This is a genomic window from Tangfeifania sp. (assembly GCF_055108615.1).
In genome coordinates, this window is the sequence record NZ_JBSQIC010000002.1 from 1 (window position 1) to 16,834 (window position 16,834).

The 16,834-nt window shown below is 41.4% G+C and carries 17 protein-coding genes and 1 pseudogene; 9 read left to right on the forward strand and 9 right to left on the reverse strand.

Annotated elements, in window-relative coordinates; genetic code table 11:
• Window positions 1–275 (reverse strand): annotated as a pseudogene (locus ACTCNA_RS00555) (glutamine--fructose-6-phosphate transaminase (isomerizing)); the annotation flags it as partial.
• 187 nt (window positions 276–462) lie between these two features.
• Between ACTCNA_RS00555 and ACTCNA_RS00560 the strand changes: the two are divergent.
• A complete protein-coding gene (locus ACTCNA_RS00560; RefSeq protein ID WP_462945942.1) occupies window positions 463–1,680 on the forward strand; it encodes an ATP-binding protein in 1,218 nt (405 codons plus the stop codon).
• A gap of 40 nt (window positions 1,681–1,720) precedes the next feature.
• Here the strand turns inward: ACTCNA_RS00560 and ACTCNA_RS00565 are convergent, their stop codons facing one another.
• Together ACTCNA_RS00565 and ACTCNA_RS00570 are read right to left on the reverse strand one after the other, a co-directional pair.
• The gene (locus ACTCNA_RS00565) at window positions 1,721–2,002 is read right to left on the reverse strand and encodes a hypothetical protein (RefSeq protein ID WP_462945943.1); all 282 of its coding nucleotides are present in this window, start codon (window positions 2,000–2,002) and stop codon (window positions 1,721–1,723) included.
• Entirely contained in the window at window positions 1,974–2,585 is a 612-nt protein-coding gene (locus ACTCNA_RS00570) for a hypothetical protein (RefSeq protein WP_462945944.1), read from the reverse strand. The genes ACTCNA_RS00565 and ACTCNA_RS00570 overlap by 29 nt, the downstream gene beginning before the upstream one ends.
• A gap of 506 nt (window positions 2,586–3,091) precedes the next feature.
• On the opposite strand from ACTCNA_RS00570, the gene ACTCNA_RS00575 reads away from it, so the two are divergent.
• From ACTCNA_RS00575 to ACTCNA_RS00595, 5 genes are all read left to right on the forward strand, one after another.
• Window positions 3,092–3,331 carry a hypothetical protein gene (locus ACTCNA_RS00575; RefSeq protein ID WP_462945945.1) on the forward strand — a complete coding sequence of 80 codons (240 nt, stop codon included), beginning with the start codon at window positions 3,092–3,094 and terminating at the stop codon, window positions 3,329–3,331.
• Between the two features lie 36 nt (window positions 3,332–3,367).
• A complete protein-coding gene (locus tag ACTCNA_RS00580) occupies window positions 3,368–4,045 on the forward strand; it encodes a response regulator transcription factor (RefSeq protein WP_462945946.1) in 678 nt (225 codons plus the stop codon).
• Window positions 4,042–5,310, forward strand: coding sequence for a sensor histidine kinase (locus tag ACTCNA_RS00585; protein WP_462945947.1), 1,269 nt, complete (start codon window positions 4,042–4,044; stop codon window positions 5,308–5,310). The genes ACTCNA_RS00580 and ACTCNA_RS00585 overlap by 4 nt, the downstream gene beginning before the upstream one ends.
• A gap of 106 nt (window positions 5,311–5,416) precedes the next feature.
• Complete coding sequence (locus tag ACTCNA_RS00590) at window positions 5,417–6,241, forward strand: PepSY-like domain-containing protein (protein WP_462945948.1); 825 nt, start codon at window positions 5,417–5,419, stop codon at window positions 6,239–6,241.
• Window positions 6,242–6,275: 34 nt separating this feature from the next.
• Window positions 6,276–7,805, forward strand: coding sequence for a TolC family protein (locus ACTCNA_RS00595; RefSeq protein WP_462945949.1), 1,530 nt, complete (start codon window positions 6,276–6,278; stop codon window positions 7,803–7,805).
• A 49-nt stretch (window positions 7,806–7,854) separates the two neighbouring features.
• Here the strand turns inward: ACTCNA_RS00595 and ACTCNA_RS00600 are convergent, their stop codons facing one another.
• Both ACTCNA_RS00600 and ACTCNA_RS00605 read right to left on the reverse strand, forming a co-directional pair.
• Window positions 7,855–8,076, reverse strand: a complete 222-nt coding sequence (locus ACTCNA_RS00600) for a hypothetical protein (RefSeq protein ID WP_462945950.1) — start codon at window positions 8,074–8,076, stop codon at window positions 7,855–7,857.
• Window positions 8,060–8,281, reverse strand: a complete 222-nt coding sequence (locus ACTCNA_RS00605) for a hypothetical protein (RefSeq protein ID WP_462945951.1) — start codon at window positions 8,279–8,281, stop codon at window positions 8,060–8,062. The genes ACTCNA_RS00600 and ACTCNA_RS00605 overlap by 17 nt, the downstream gene beginning before the upstream one ends.
• An 88-nt stretch (window positions 8,282–8,369) precedes the next feature.
• Between ACTCNA_RS00605 and ACTCNA_RS00610 the strand changes: the two genes are divergently transcribed.
• From ACTCNA_RS00610 to ACTCNA_RS00620, 3 genes are all read left to right on the forward strand, one after another.
• On the forward strand, window positions 8,370–8,927 hold the full coding sequence (locus tag ACTCNA_RS00610; RefSeq protein ID WP_462945952.1) for an RbsD/FucU domain-containing protein: 558 nt from the start codon (window positions 8,370–8,372) through the stop codon (window positions 8,925–8,927).
• 79 nt (window positions 8,928–9,006) lie between these two features.
• A complete protein-coding gene (locus ACTCNA_RS00615; RefSeq protein WP_462945953.1) occupies window positions 9,007–10,563 on the forward strand; it encodes an arylsulfatase in 1,557 nt (518 codons plus the stop codon).
• Window positions 10,564–10,583: 20 nt separating this feature from the next.
• On the forward strand, window positions 10,584–12,194 hold the full coding sequence (locus ACTCNA_RS00620; protein WP_462945954.1) for a sulfatase family protein: 1,611 nt from the start codon (window positions 10,584–10,586) through the stop codon (window positions 12,192–12,194).
• Here the strand turns inward: ACTCNA_RS00620 and ACTCNA_RS00625 are convergent.
• From ACTCNA_RS00625 to ACTCNA_RS00640, 4 genes are all read right to left on the reverse strand, one after another.
• Window positions 12,169–12,927 carry a hypothetical protein gene (locus ACTCNA_RS00625; protein ID WP_462945955.1) on the reverse strand — a complete coding sequence of 253 codons (759 nt, stop codon included), beginning with the start codon at window positions 12,925–12,927 and terminating at the stop codon, window positions 12,169–12,171. The genes ACTCNA_RS00620 and ACTCNA_RS00625 overlap by 26 nt on opposite strands.
• A 130-nt stretch (window positions 12,928–13,057) precedes the next feature.
• On the reverse strand, window positions 13,058–14,338 hold the full coding sequence (locus tag ACTCNA_RS00630) for a M23 family metallopeptidase (RefSeq protein ID WP_462945956.1): 1,281 nt from the start codon (window positions 14,336–14,338) through the stop codon (window positions 13,058–13,060).
• A 121-nt stretch (window positions 14,339–14,459) separates the two neighbouring features.
• Window positions 14,460–15,338 carry a YitT family protein gene (locus tag ACTCNA_RS00635; RefSeq protein WP_462945957.1) on the reverse strand — a complete coding sequence of 293 codons (879 nt, stop codon included), beginning with the start codon at window positions 15,336–15,338 and terminating at the stop codon, window positions 14,460–14,462.
• 108 nt (window positions 15,339–15,446) lie between these two features.
• Window positions 15,447–16,820: a dipeptidase gene (locus tag ACTCNA_RS00640; protein ID WP_462945958.1), complete on the reverse strand. Its 1,374-nt coding sequence runs from the start codon at window positions 16,818–16,820 to the stop codon at window positions 15,447–15,449.
• Window positions 16,821–16,834 lie beyond the last annotated feature (14 nt).

A 16,834-nucleotide genomic window follows, 5' to 3' on the forward strand; every position in this document is an offset into this window, starting at 1 on the left:
TCTACTGTTACACTCTTTGCTAAGTTTCTTGGCTGATCAATATCTTCACCACAATTTAAGGCAGTATAATATGCTAAAAGCTGTAAAGGGATAATTGCCAATAAACCAGCAAAATCCTTATTTAAAATTGGCAGTTCAATTAAATGATCAACACTTTCAATTTCAAATTTTTGATTTTCCTCAGTAATCAATAGTGTTTCAGCACCTCTAGCCTTAACTTCTTTTAAATTACTAAATAGTTTAGAAAAGAGATCAGCTCTACTTCCAAGAGCCACAACTGGTACTCCCTCTTCAATTAAAGCAAGTGTTCAGTGCTTAAATGGTTGCCGGAACAGGGCATTGCAGGGACCGGTTGTTCGTTTTGTCATTTTTTGTATTGCGATACGTATATTTCATTATTTATTTGTAATGGAATACAAAAATAAATCAATATATTTGTATCGTAATACTATAATGAATAAAATGGAAGAGATATTCAGGTACAGCAATCAAATTATCGGGAACGTTAATTTGCGTTTTTTTAGGTATTTATATCGACAGATTAACTGGGAATCCCGGCTTATTGAAATTCTTGGATCGAGAGGGGTCGGAAAAACTACATTGATGCTCCAAAAGGCATATTTAATTAATTCAGAGAAATCAAATCAGGCGGTTTATATTTCACTGGATGACAAAATGATGTATAATTATTCCATAGTCGATATTGCCGGGCAACTGGAACAATACGGTGTAAAATACCTGTTTTTGGACGAGGTACATAAGTATCCTTCTAAACAAAAAGGGTACGACTGGTCGGCAGAAATTAAAAATATTTACGACAGGTATCCCCGAATGAATATTATATATTCCGGTTCATCAATTTTGAAAATTTACAAGGGACAAGGCGATCTTAGCCGCCGAAAAAGTACTTATTTGCTATATGGCCTTTCTTTCCGCGAATACCTGGAATTTTATGGTATAGGAAAATATCCCGTTATCGGACTGAAAGAAATGCTTGCCAATCATCAGGAAATAACAACTCCGATAACAAAAGAACTCAAAATAATTCCTCATTTTAAGAATTATTTAAAAACAGGTTATTTTCCCTTTTACCGCGAAGATACTGATTCTTATTACAGCCGTTTAAATACTGTTTTGAATGTGATTATTGAAACAGATATACCAGCCGTATCAGATATATCTTTCGAAACAGCGTTAAAATTAAAAAAGCTGCTTGGAGCTATCGCATCCAGCGTTCCTTATGTGCCTAATCTTTTGAAGCTGAGGAAAGAACTGTTTATTTCCGACCAGCGCACGTTGCTCAAATATCTTGACTATCTTGAAAAGGCGGAAGTAATAAGCAGTTTGTCACAAAAAGCGATAGGCAATAAAATAATGCGAAAGCCGGATAAAATATACCTCGCCAATACAAATTATATGTACAGTTTGGCTTTTTCAGGGGGGAAAATCGGTACTATCCGGGAGATTTTTTTTGAATCGCAGTTGAGCGTTGGTCACAGTTTGAAATTACCATCCAAAGGAGATTTTTTAGTGGATGAAAAGTATTTGTTTGAAATTGGGGGAAAAAACAAATCGTTAAAACAAGTCAAGGATATAGCTCATGCTTATCTGATTCTGGATGATATAGAAAATGGAGTTTTCAACCAGATACCACTCTGGCTGTTTGGTTTTTTGTATTAAAAGAAAATAAGGCTGTGCTTTTATTTCAGTCGGAAAAAACTCAGTACTTCCTCGCTGTCACTTTCAGCACCGCCTGCTTTTCTTTCAGTTCGATTTTTACATCGTTTTCGTCGAGGCTGTCGAAGATTTGGCTGAAGTCGAAGGAATCTTCTCCGGACGGGGATGAGGATTCGCCTGGTTTCTTCGGTTTTTTCTTTTGGCGCAAAAACAGTTGAAGCACTTCGTTCAGCATCTCTTCCGAAACCGGGATTTCGCCTTCGATGGAAAGTCCTTTAAAATCGTTGAGCCTGTTTTCAGTTATTCGCCGGATAATTGGATTCATGTTGTATTGTTTTTAATTCAAAATCGAAAATAATTGTGTTGTTCTTGGTGATAATTCCTTTCCAGTCTGCCATGGGAATCAAAAAAGCAAGGTTCTGTTTCCGGAGCAGGGCATCAAGGTTGATTTTTACCTTCGAACCCGAAATTTTCCAGACAGCGCCTGAGCCATCTTCATCGTCGTCGCCGCTTTTCAGCGCATGTTTAAAAGAAGTCCAGCTTCTTTTTGCCTTTCCGAAAATACTGAGCAGCGCTTTTTCGTAAAATTTTATTCCTTCCAGAAACTCGATTCTCAAAATTCTGTCGGAATGGCTGTTGTATTCAATGTCATGAATTTTGCACCGGATTTCCCGGTCAATCATGGTATGGTCGATTTTCACCCTGAACTCATCGTCGTTCATTTCGCTGAAATGAATTTCCTCAAAATCGTTCATTGCGTTGGGATCGGCAATCAGTGTTTGGAGAACAAAATTCAGGAAATCTTCCTGCACAGGAATGTGAAAGGACAAACTTGCGCCTTCCATCTCTTTTAAATCGCGCTTTTCGAGTTTTTCCAGAAAGTAATCTTTAACGGAATCGGCTCTCATGTTACTGCTTTTGTAAATTAAACAGACCGGAGTTCGGGTTGTTTGCTTTTTGCTGTTAAATCGGCATAATTGTTTAATTAATGTTCCCTTCGTGAAAATTTTGTGCCTTTGAGTCTTTGTGGCAAAAAAGAATATGCCAAGGAAATACGAAGATTTACAAAATTCATTATCGAGCTAAAATGGAAATCATAAATATTTAAATTCAAGATAGTTGAAAATCATTTTTTATTTCCTCTACCTCAGATTATAAAAGCATTGACTAATATCCAACCCGTACCGGGTTGTTTTGTGAATAATTCAATTGAATTATTACTGAAATCAAACGCTTACAGCGTTTTTTTTATAGATATCCCACTTCTAAATGATTTGGTTCAATATTATAAAAAAGCCGGTACGGCTTTGATTATAGTAACCCAAACTGAGTAGGATAGAAATGAACCCGGTACGGGTTCGATTTTATTAGCTTTTAGTTTTAAATTTGTACATACCGATTAAATCTGAAAACTATGAGTCGATACTTCCTGCTTCCGGCCCTCCTCATTCTGAGCCTGCTGTTTTCCTGCAAAACGGAAAAACAACCGCCCAACTTTGTGTTTATCCTGGTTGATGATTTGGGTGAAGAAACGGATGTTTCAGAACAATTTCCTGAAAAAGTGGAAGAACTGAAAACTGTTCTAAATAAAAAACTGGATGAAACCGGTGCAAAGTTTCCGCAACCAAATCCGGATTATGTCCCAGGCGATTAGAAAAAACTTGTAACTTGCTAATTATATTCATTTGAGATGAAAATTTTGATTATTGAAGATGAACCCGAAATGCAGGCATTGATAAAACAGTTTTTGGAAGAAGAAAACTATACCATAGAAACTGCCTGCGACTTTGTAAGCGGTCTTGACAAAATTGTTTCCTACGATTACGACTGCATTTTGCTGGATATTATGCTGCCCGGCGGCAACGGTCTGGAGTTACTCGATGAGCTAAAAAAACTGAACAAAGCCGACAGCGTAATTATTATCTCGGCAAAAGACTCGATTGACGATAAAGTAAAAGGACTTGGCCTGGGCGCCGACGATTACCTGACCAAACCTTTTCATCTGGCCGAACTGAACGCCCGCATTAAATCGGTTATCCGCCGGAAAAAAATGGATGGCCGTCAGTTTCTTGAAATGGAAAATCTGAAAGTTGATTTGGACGAACGCCTCGCCCTGGTTAATAACCAACCGCTGGAGCTAAACCGGAAAGAACTCGATATTCTGATTTTTTTACTGATGAACAAAAACCGGATTACCCGCAAAGCAGCCATTGCCGAAAACATCTGGGGCGATTACATCGACCAGGCCAACGATTTCGATTTTATTTATTCGCAAATTAAAAACCTTCGGAAAAAACTGCGAACCCATGCTGCAAGGGTTGAAATTAATACCGTTTACGGAATGGGATATAAACTCACCTCGAAATGAAATTATTGAATTACACACTTTTTTGGCTGACTGTGATTTTGTTTGTAACAATAAGCGCCTGGTCAATATTTTTCTACTACCAGTTACTGAACCAGGTAAAAACAACCATTGACGAGGGCCTTGCCAGTTATAAAATTTCACTCATTACCAGCCTCGAAAATAATCCGCAGCTTTTAACAAGGGAAACGCCCGGCAACCAAAACTATTTTTTGCGTTCGATACCGGACGAAGAGGCGCTTCAAATAAGAGACACCTATAAAGATACACTGGTTTATTCCGAAATCAGACAAGAAGCCGAACCCCGGCGCGTACTTACTACTGCCTTTGCAGCAGAAGATTCATTTTACGAATTAAAAATTGTATCGCAGGAGGTCGATCGCAGAGAGCTGATTGCAAAAATTGCCGGATTGGTTTTATGGCTGTTTCTGTTTATGCTGATCGCCATTTTGGCAGTAAACAATTTTGTGCTAAAAAAAACCTGGAAACCGTTTTACAATTTACTGGCTTATCTGCGCAATTTCAGGCTTGGCGAAAGTGCGCCACAACAACCCGAAAAAACAAAAATCAGCGAATTCTCAGATTTGAACGATACCATTTACAAACTGTTAAATGCCAATATCGAAACTTATTCGAGCCAAAAACAATTTATAGAGAACGCCTCGCACGAGCTGCAAACACCGCTCGCCATCGCCATTAACAAACTTGAACTACTGGCAGGTTCTGCCGAACTCACTGAAGGGCACATTGCAAAAATCGGTAACATCATTCAAATGCTTCAACGGCTGGCCGAAATCAATAAATCGCTTTTGCTGATTTCGAAAATTGAAAACAAACAGTTTGTAAATAACGAAAAAGCTGATTTTGATGAAATCTTTAAACAGGTTCTTTCCGATTTTGCGGATTATATTGAATTCAGAAAAATTAAAATAAATTACTCACTGAATAGCAACTGGATTTATACAATGAACCGCCAACTGGCCGAAATTCTGGTGAGAAACCTGGTGAAAAATACGGTTTTTCACAACTACAAAGGTGGCGAAGTTTTTATTGATTTGTATTCCGGTGGTTTTACCATCGAAAACACGAGCGCCGAACCTGCACTTGATCCGGAAGAATTATTCAAACGGTTCAACAAAAACAACAATAAAACCGAATCGACCGGGCTGGGCCTGGCCATTGTAAAAGCTATAGCCAATGTTTCGGGATGCAGTATTTCGTATCGATACAATAAACAAAACCGGCATGAATTTATAATTTCAAGCTAATATCTTCGTAATTGCTTAAAAACCGTTCGATTCCAGGTTCTTTCCAGGTTTGTTCCCAATTGTTTCCAGATTTGTTTCATTTCTTTGTTTTGAAAAAAAAACTAAGATGAAACGATTAACAGGATTATTCATATTTCTGCTATTTTCAGTTAATATTCTTGCTCAGAAAATTGATCAAAAAAATGTACCTGCCGTTATTTTAAATTCTTTTCAGGTAAAATTTCCCACCGCCGACGACGTGGAATGGAAGCTGGATAAAGGAAACTACAGGGTGAATTTTGAGGTGAACGACAAAGATCATGAAGTCAGACTGGATGACAGGGGGGAAATTGTAAAACATGTACAGGATTTATATGTAAGTGAAATCCCCGATGCAGCGCTGCAAACAATCAGAAAAAAAGTATCCTTTTTCGATGTGGAAGATGCCGATAAAATTTACGAAAACGGAAAAACAACCTTCGAAATTAATTTTGAAATTGACAACAAAGACCACGATTTTTGGATAAACGAAAAGGGCAAACTACTGAAATACAGGAAGGAATTAAAGAAAAGCGAAATTCCCGATTTAATTTGGTCACACATAAAAACTACCAGCGGTAACCTCGATGTTGAACATACTGAATACACCGAAGACAACGGCAGGGGAATTTATTGGATAGATGGCGATATAAACGACATGGAGCATGATTATTATTTCACCGAAAAAGGCAAGCTGATTAGCCGGACGCAGGAATTGAGGGAAAATGAAATTCCGGCCGGAATTTTAAATGCAATTAAAACAAAATACAATGGCTACGAAATTCGAAATGCCTTGCTGAAAGAAGACAATTCCTCTACTTCTTACGAAATTCAACTGCGGAAATCGAGAGAAAGGATTACCCTTACTTTTAACCGTAAAGGAGAGTTAGCAGGTTCTTCAAAAAAGCCATAATCACATCAATATTCAACATAAAACTACTTAATAAATGAAAAATATTAAATTGTTTATCATCAGCGCTTTGTTTCTGATTTTTATAAAGATTGCACCAGCCCAGCAGGATATACGGAAAGTTGAGCTTACGTTGGAAGAAGCCATTGCCATAGCTCAGGACAGCTCGTTGAGGGCATTTATCGAGAAGAATGAATATTTGTCGGACTACTGGGATTTTCGCACCTACCAGGCTGACTATCTGCCTACACTTCGTTTGGAGGCATCTCCTTTTAATTACGAAAGGGCTGTTCGGGAGGAATACAATTCGCAGGAGGAAGAGTACCAGTTTATTCAGAATGAGTCGTTGAATTCCTACGCAAATTTATCATTAACCCAAAATATCCCATTTACAGGCGGGCGAGTTTACATTGACTCTGATCTGGGACGTATTCAAAATATCGGTGGGAAAACAGAATATTCTTCAACTCCAATACGAATCGGGTTAAGACAGGCTCTTTTTGATTTCAATGACTTTAAATGGGAGAAAAAAACAGAACCTGTAGAATTCGAACGTTCAAAAAAAGAATTTTTCCAGTCGTCGCAGGAAATAGCCAACAATACAGTGAACTACTTTTTTGATTTGCTTTTTGCCCAAATCGAGTTGAAAATTGCGCAAAACGATTTTTCAAACGCCGATACGTTATACCGTGACGGTTTGCAGCGTCAGAAAAATGGAAATATTTCGCTTGAAGATATCTATTCGCTCGAGCTAAGTTTAATGGATGCCAGCAGCGACCTCGAACGTGCTGAAACAAATCTAAGAAGGTCACAAACCCGCTTGCTTTCCTTCCTGCGGATGGATAAAAATATCGATGTGGAACTTATTCCGCCAGACCGGATTTATCCGATTGATATTGACGAGCAACTGGCTATTGAAATAGCCCGTAAAAATAATCCGGATATTTTAGACATGGAACTTGACAGGCTGTATGCTGAGAGAAGTGTTGAACAGGCAAAAAAATCGCGCTACAGCGCTGATTTGAGCGTAAGTATGGGGCTCAACAAAACTACGGATGACAACCGCATCCGAACGGTTTATCAAAATCTCGAGAACCAGCAACGGGTGGAAGTAAGCATGAATATTCCGATTATTGACTGGGGACTGTCGAAGAAACGTTACAAACTTGCCCAAAGTAACCAGGAGGTGGTGCTTGCAAGAATGGAACAGGAAGAAATTGATTTTAATGAAAATGTGAGAATAACGGTAGAAGAATTTAATATGCAGAAAAATCTTGTAATAAGGGCAGCCAAGGCCGACACGCTTGCCCAAATGATGTACGACGTAACCCAGCGGCGCTACATGGATGGCGAGGTTGACATTATTAAACTGAACTCGGCGCAAAACAGAAAAAACTCAGCGCGGGAAGATTATTTCGAGCGGCTTGAAGAATACTGGGAATATTACTATGAAATCAGGGAAATGACACTTTATGATTTTGTAAGAAACAGTGAACTTTCAATCGATTATTCCGATATTTTCCAGGCTGATATCCTGAATTCACTCATGAAAAACAGTGTGAATTGAAAGAAGATAAAAGACTGAATAAAAATCAAGAAAACCTGATAGGCTGAAGTCAGAATTTCAACCGGTATTCAAGTCCAAGAATATGAACTGAAGTTTTGTCGCTGAAATAATTATGTAGCCGGTAAAACAGCCCGATGCGGTGCAGGTCGCCAATGTCGCGGGTAAAACCCACGTCGAACCTTGATTTATTCCACTCGGCTTCAGTTGTATTTCTGAAGAGTTCGTAACTGATGAACGGTTCAATTTTATTGTTTTTAATATCGTATTCCACCTTGACCCGTGGCCTGAAAAAGGTATTCCTCAACTTTAAACTGATCCTCCAGACGGATTTCAGGTGATAAACTGAAAGAGAGATCCTGAAGAAATTCTTTTTTAAACTCGAGTTCAATCCATGTATTGAAATTTTCGGTTTGGGCTGAAAGTTTCAGGTTGCTGAACAATGCCGCCAGCGCAACCAAAACCAGAATTTTTTTCATTTTGTTTGATTAATTTATTTTTTTTGAAAGCTGCATTATATTATTTTTATAATTTATCAAAACCAGTTTACCAATTCAAGTTTTAGCTATGAACTATTCAAAAAATGTGCAACTGCTTTTAGTCTTCATTATTTTTACTGTTTCAAGTCATCCTGTCCTTGCTCAGGCCGTTGATTCCGGCTGGAAAAATGAGTTAAAAGAACAACTTCAGTTATTCGGACACCGAAACTGGATACTGGTAGTGGATGCAGCTTATCCGCTGCAAAGTAATCCGGCAGTAAAAACTGTTGTTACCGGAGCTGATCACGTTGAAGTAATTACCGAAGTACTTGCTGCCACCAAAAAAGCCCAACATGTTACCCCGGAAATTTACCTCGATAAGGAAATTGATTTTGTTAACGAGGAAGAAGCTCCGGGAATGGATGAATTCAGAAGTAAACTACAGGAAATCCTTCGGGGGAAGAAGGTAGAGAAAATATTGCACGAGGAGATGATTGCCCAAATTGATGAGGCTGCCGAACTTTATCAGGTGCTGGTGCTGAAAACCAGTTTTTTGCTCCCATACTCTTCGGTTTTCATCAACCTGAACTGCGGCTACTGGACGACAGAACAGGAAGAGCAGATGAGGGAATTGATGCCTGATTAACCAGGTTATTCCATAAAACTATAAAGCATAAACAATTGCCTGGGAAAGCTTTTTTTACTTGAAACTAAAACATAATTAAATGAAACCAATTTCAACCTTTGCCCTGCTTTTATTTTTAATTTTCCTGTTCTCCTCTTGTGAAAAAGAGCCTGAAACTGCCGAAAAACCAAACATAATTCTTATTAGTGCCGATGATTTGGGCTGGTCGGACATTGGCTGTTACGGCAGCGAGGTGCAAACGCCAAATCTCGATAAACTGGGTGAGGGTGGTTTGCGTTTTACCCGTTTTCATAACACGTCGAAGTGCTTCCCGTCGCGGGCATGTTTATTAACCGGCGTTTATGCACAGCAGAGCAATTACCATCAACACCACTGCAATCCCATAACCAATGCGGTAACTTTGGGGGAGGTGTTGCAAACTGCCGGCTATCGCACCCTCTGGTCAGGAAAGCACCATGGGCTGGAAAACCCTGTTTCCCGCGGATTCGATCGGTATTACGGATTGAAAGATGGTGCCTGCAACTATTTCAATCCTGGCAATCAGCGCGCCGGCGAAGGTGCCCCGGCGCGGAAAGGGATGCCCGGCAATAAGACAAAACGCTGGTGGTGCATCGACAGTGTGATGTTTCATCCCTACACCCCCGAAGCAGAAGATTTTTATACCACCGACTATTTTACCAATTATGCGCTCGACTGGCTCGATGAATACAAAAACGAAGAAAAACCTTTTTTCCTGTACCTCGCCTACACCGCACCACACGATCCTTTGATGGCCTGGCCCGAAGATATCGCCAAATATGAAGGTAAATATGACGAAGGTTACGAAGCGATCCGGCAAAAACGGTATCAAAAACAACTCGAAATGGGTTTGATTGACGAAAACTATCGCCTCTCAAAATCAAGTTATGATGAATGGGATAATTTAAGCGATACAGCCCGGGCAGATGAAATCCGTAAAATGGAGGTTTATGCTGCCATGATCGACCGGATGGACCAGAACATAGGAAGGGTACTGAAAAAACTGCATGAAACCGGAAAAGATGAGAACACGCTTATACTCTTTGTCTCCGATAACGGAGCCTCGGCCGAGGTAGTGAGGCTGCCCGACGATTACGGCGAAATTGGAACAATGACACGATGGGCATCCCTCGGACCGGATTGGGCCAACGTAAGTAATACGCCTTTCAGGTATTACAAAAATTACAGCTACGAAGGGGGAACCAATACACCGTTTATCGCTTACTGGCCCGGGAAAATAGAGCCAAATTCGTTTTCAGAATTTCCGGGGCATTTCATCGATTTCATGGCTACTTTTGTTGACCTTACCGGTGCCGAATACCCGCAGGAGTTCAACGGACAGCAAATTACACCCATGCAGGGACAAAGCCTGCTGCCGGTATTCCGTGAAGAAAATGTGCAAAGAAATGAACCCATTTTCTGGGAATGGAGTGACGGACAAGCGGCTTATCACAACTCATGGAAAATTGTAAAAGAAGGTCTGGATAATCCCTGGGAATTGTATAACCTGGAAGAAGATCCAACCGAAACCACGAACCTGACAAAAAAGAATCCGGGAAAAGTGGAAGAGCTGGCGCGATTGTTTATGGATTGGAAAGAGGGATTACCGGAGTTTTAGATTTAAACGGTTAAGTTATTATGAAACCACTGTTTTTTGCATCACTTGCATTTATTTCACTTCAGTTTATGGGTTGCTCCGGTGAAAAAACTGAACAACCTCAGCGTCCTAACATTCTGTTTGCCATCAGCGACGACCAGTCTTTCGGCCACACCAGTTTTGCAGGCTGCGGTTTTATTGAAACTCCGGCTTTCGACCGTGTGGCGAGCGAAGGTGTTTATTTCACCAATTGTATTGCCGGTTCGCCCGGATGTGCGCCCTCGCGCAGCAGCATTGTTACCGGCCGCTATCACTGGCAAAATGAACAGTCGGGCCAGCACGCCTCTTCATGGCTGAAAAAGTATATTCCGTTTATCGACCTTCTCGATGCCAATGGTTATGTAACCGGCAGAACCGGAAAAGGCGTTTCCCCGTTTCAATATGCTGAAAATGAAAATGATTCGCTCTGGCGAAAAACAGATGCCGCAGGAATCGAACACAGTTACATTCAGTACGATGAAGGTTCTGCCACGGACGAACGGACAGCGGGAGGTATTCGTAACCTGAATTATTTTGCCAACTTCAAGTATTTTATGGAGAATGTCAGGGGTGACCAACCGTTTTTCTTTTGGTATGGCGCAAGCGAACCCCACCGGGCTTTTGAGCAGGATTCCTGGAAACGAAACAATAAAAACCTTGATGATGTTGAAGTCCCCTGGTTTTTCCCCGACCATGAAATTGTCAGGGGTGATATCCTGGATTATGCCGTTGAAATTGAATGGTTTGACTTGCATTTGCAGCGAATGCTGGAATACTTAGAAAAAACAGGCGAACTGGAAAATACCATTGTGATTGTGACCTCAGATAACGGCATGGCTTTTCCGAGGGCAAAGGCCAATGCATACGAATATGGCATACATGTTCCGTTTGCGGTGCGCTTTCCAAAAGAATTTCCGGGAGGAAGAAAAGTGGATGATTTAGTGGGTTTTGCCGATTTGGCTCCAACTATTTTGGAAATAACCGGAACAAGCCCCGGGGGAATGTTGCCCGTTTCCGGGAAAAGTGTGCTGGATATTCTGAAATCTAAAAACGAAGGTGTGGTGGATGAATCGAAGAAATATGCTTTTTCAGGCCGCGAGCGCCACTCTTCTTCGCGTTACATGAATTGGGGTTACCCGCAGCGTGCCATTCGCAGCCAAAACTATTTATTTATCTGGAATATGAAACCCGGCCGTTGGCCTGCCGGGGCACCGCGACGCATAAAACCGGGCACTGAAAATGAACTTCTGCCGATGTACGGAATTGATGAAAACGGCGAACACCATTCCGCCTGGGCTTTTACCGACATCGATGCTGCACCAACCAAATCGTATATCATTGAAAACCGGCAGGATGAAACTGTCAAGCCTTATTTCGACTGGGCACATGCCAAACGTCCTGAATATGAGTTGTTCGACATTAAAAACGATCCGTGTAACCTAAATAACCTGGCAGGCAAACCTGAATTTGCAGCGGTTGAACAAGAACTGAAGCAGGCGTTGCTTGCCGAACTGAAAAAATCGAAAGACCCGCGTGTTGTTGGACCAGATAAAGAAATATTTGACTCGTACAAACGCTATGTCGGACCTATGCGGGAGTTCCCGAAACCGTGATATCCTCAGCTTCACTTGTATTTATTTTCCCGGCTTCTTCCATTATCACATCGTAGTAATACCCTGCACCAAAATCTTTTTCCAGGGTGATTTTGCCTTTGAATGTAACCTGATCATTTACCTCGGGGGCATCCTGTGTGGTAATTGTCAAATCAAACTTACCATTGCTGCTGGTTCCATCCTGGATATGCACCCAGTTTTTACCCATTATGTTTTTATTGACTTTTACCACAACTCCCCTGATTTCAATTTCTTTACCTGAAAAATTTTCGGGATTGTCATAAATCTCTGCAATGGTAGTTTCCTCTGCCGATTTTTCCATCGAAATCGTACTTTCCTTTTCTGTTTCAACCTTCCCGCTGTGTCCGTGCTCGTGACCGGAGGGCATTTGGGCCATCGGGCTACTTTGGATGGGATTTTCGCTTACCTGGTTGATAAAATAAATTTCATCGAAAGTCCGATCGAGTTCTTTGCTGTGAAAGTTTGTCATTTGAAGTTGATTATCGTAATAAAGCACGTCGCCGCTATTAACTTCTTTTTTGGCGGTAGCAACCCATTTTTCGTCCATGTTTTCTTTCACTTTCATGTAGGTGTAGGTGCCTCCCTGTATTACTTCACTCACTTCAAAAACATTCGCATCTTCGGGAGTTGCAGTTTGCACTGTTTGTCCGTTTTTATTTCTCACGCACGATGCAAAAACCACTGCTATAATTAATATCAAAAAAGTTCTCATTCTCTAATTTTTAAATTTTATCACTTTCAATTTTTTCAAACTTATTTTTTTTGCTTAAACCGGATAAAATTCCGGCAACTTTAAAAAGTGTTTTAAAATTAACGGAAAAGCGCCATGTTTTGTTGACAATTTATTCGGAGGCAATCAGGTTCGCCTCCCAGTTAATTTTTTGCAGTTCATTCATCAGGGAATCTTTCAATTGATTGTAGCGCGGTAAGTTTTCTTCTGATACCGGTTCAACCGGCGGGGCTTCCACTTTCAGCGGATCGACCAGCCTTCCGTTTTTACTGATTCTGAAATCAAGGTGCGGACCGGTAGCTAAACCGGTTGCGCCAACATAGCCGATAACCTGCCCCTGTTCCACCCTTGCTCCGGTTGTAATTCCTTTGGCGAACCCTGAAAGGTGCATGTAGGTAGTGGTGTACATGGAGTTGTGTTTAATTTTTACATAATTGCCCCCTCCGTTGCGCTGGAAGGCCCGGGCAATGACGGTACCGTCGCCGATAGTTTTTACAGGAGTGCCTTTGGGGGCGGCATAATCCACTCCGTGGTGTGGCCTTCGGATGCGCAAAACCGGGTGCATACGGCTGTTTGAAAACCGGGAACTTATCCTGAAAAAATCGAGTGGTGCTTTCAAAAATGCTTTTCGCAAACTTTGTCCTTCTTCATCGAAATAGTCGAACCGCTCATCCTGAAAAAACCGAAATGCGTAAAGTTCATCTCCGAAGTGATCAAACTGGGCAGCAAATATTTCACCAATCCCGATATAGGTGGTATCAACGTATTGCTCTTGGTAAATAACCCGGAAACGATCGCCTTTTTGAATGGCGAAAAAATCAATTGTCCATGCGTAGATATTATTCAGCCTTAACGCCAGCATCGGGTCGAGGTTGTTGTCTTTCATGGTATTCCAGAGCGATGACTCAATTACCCCCTGTGCCGTGCGCAGTTGAGTTTGAATTTCTTTCTGACCGTGATAAATGCGCAGCGAGTCGAACAGCTCGAAAACGTAATAGTCAGTAGGGGAATTTTCATAAACAAAAAACCGGGCTTTACCCAGTGAGTCAGGTGTTTGAAAAATGCTGTAATGGTTTCCGCTGCGAATTTTGCGCACATCGAAAACCGGTTTCGACTGCCGTGCTATCCGGTCGATGGTAGCCATGCTAACACCGAAATTGTTTAAAATCGTACTCAAATGCTGATTTCTTTTTACATTTCCGGTTTTAATTATGAAAGAATCTGCCGGCAGTCCATATTTTAAAACAGGTTCGGCAACAATTACCGTATCATTTTGTATTTCTGTTTGTTCTTTTTGTTTCTGCTGTTTTTTATTTTGCTGACAGGAAAATAATAAACCGGTAAAAAGTAATACCACTACCATCTGAAAAATCAACCCCGAAGTTCGCCTCATATCATTTCAATTATTCTTCTGTTTTTTTTAAACTCATTTTCTCCGTATTTGTTATCTGGCTTAAATTTTTTTTTGAACTGAAAAAAATACTGAGGACAAAAATAGAAAAATTGCGTTCACCCTATAACTTCAGCCGGTCGAATCCCTGACCGTAAACGCCCATAACACTTCCCATCGAAATAAATGCATCAGGATCGATTTCTTTAATTTTTCTGAAAATTGAACTGGTTTCTTTTTTCCTGACTACAGACATTATAATTTTCGTCTCTTCCTGGGTGTACCAGCCTGTGCCATTTAAAACAGTGACACCACGGGTAACTTCATGTGTAATGTAATCTGAAATATCCTTGTATTTTTTGGAGAAAATAAACATTTGCGCTGAGCGGTTAGCACCACTTAAAAATGAATCGAGCGAGTAGGAGACCACCCACATGGAAACGTAGCCGTAAACCAGTTTTTCGGGCGACTGGAAAACAAAATACGAAGAGGCCACAATTACCACGTCGCAGGCGAGAATAATACGCCCCGGACTAATGTTGCGGTACTTGTTTACAATCATTGCAAAAATGTCGGTCCCCCCGGTGCTTCCCCCACGCGAGAAAACAACGCCGAGTCCGATTCCGCAGGCCATACCTCCCAAAACAGCTGAAAGAAAAGTGTCGTCAACCAGCGGTTCAGTAAGTATGTTCTGAAACGCGGATAAAAAGAAAGTCAAAACGGCAATGCTGTAAATCGTTTTTACTCCAAAATTGGCCCCCATAATTTTTATGGCTACCAGTACCAGCACAATATTGATGGCGAGATAAGTTACGCCTACCGGAATTTGGGTTGCGTAAAAAACTACAGCAGCCACACCACTGATTCCACCACCAGTAATTTCGGCCGGTATGAGAAATAGTACCCATCCCATGGTAAAAAACAGCAATCCGAATGTGATAATCACATAATCTTGAATTGCTGTGTACAGCTTTTTATTGGCATTTGAAATCCAGGTAAACATGGCTTTTAAATTTTGAGTAAAAAACGGCCGCAAAAGAAACAACCGAAATGCACAAAATTCGTGATAATTGTCAGGCTTTTAAAAAGTTAGGAATGAGTTAATATTGGATTATTTTTTTGCTATTTCAGCATAGTATTTATAGAACAGCGGAATAGTTTTCAATCCTTTAAAAAACTGTTCGAGCGGGAAATTTTCGTTAGGAGAGTGAATGGCATCAGCTTCCAGTCCAAATCCCATCAATACTGATTTCAGTCCCAGCACCTGTTCGAACGTTGAAATAATGGGGATACTTCCGCCTGAGCGCACCGGTACGGGCCGTTTGCCGTAAACATCCTGATAGGCTTTTTCTGCCGCCTGGTAGGCCGGAAGATCGATGGGGCACACGTAGCCCTGTCCGCCGTGAAGCACGCTTACTTCAACTTTAACTGATTTGGGCGCAATACTTTCGAAGTGGTCTTTAAACAGCTTTTCAATTTTTTTATGATCCTGGTGGGGAACCAGCCGGGTAGAGATTTTTGCATAGGCTTTTGAAGGCAGTACCGTTTTGGCTCCTTCGCCGGTGTAGCCGCCCCAAATTCCGCAAACATCGAACGACGGCCTGATTCCGGTGCGTTCGGTAGTGGTAAATCCTTTTTCGCCGGCAAGCTCTTCCACGTCGATGGCCTTTTTGTATTCTTCTTCGTTAAATGGCACCCGGGCGAGTAGTTCTCGTTCTTCAGCCGACACTTCCAGTACATCATCGTAAAATCCGGGGATGGTCACTTTCCCTTTTTCATCGGTCATCTGGCCAATCATCGAGCAAAGCACGTTGATAGGGTTGGCCACCGCACCGCCAAACAAACCGGAATGCAGGTCGCGGTTGGGGCCGGTTACTTCCACCTGCCAGTAGGCAAGCCCGCGCAACCCGGCTGTAATCGAAGGATTGTCGGCTCCAAACATGGCCGTGTCGGAAACCAGGATAACATCGGCATTGAGCATTTCTTTGTTTTCTTTGGCCCATTTGCCCAGGTTTGGCGACCCCACTTCTTCTTCACCTTCAACCATAAATTTCACATTGCAGGGGAGTGTGTTGGTTTTCACCATTAATTCAAACGCTTTAAAGTGCATCATTCCCTGTCCTTTGTCGTCGTCGGCACCACGTCCCCAAATTTTGCCATTTTTTACAACGGGTTCAAAAGGTTCGGTATTCCATTTTTCAATGGGATCAACCGGCATCACGTCCATGTGCGAGTAAACAAGCACTGTTGGCAGTTTCGGATCAATTATTTTTTCGGCGTAAGTAACGGGATTGCCTTCGGTTTCAAAAATGGTTGCTTTGTCGGCTCCTGATTCGAGCAGTAGATTTTTCAGATATTCAGCAGCCTTGTACATGTCGGGCTTGTGGCTTTTTACCGAACTGATTGACGGGATGCGCAGTAAGCCAAATAATTCTTCCAGGAAGCGATCTTTGTTTTCTTCGATGTAGTTATTAATGTATTCCATTTTGCAATTCATTT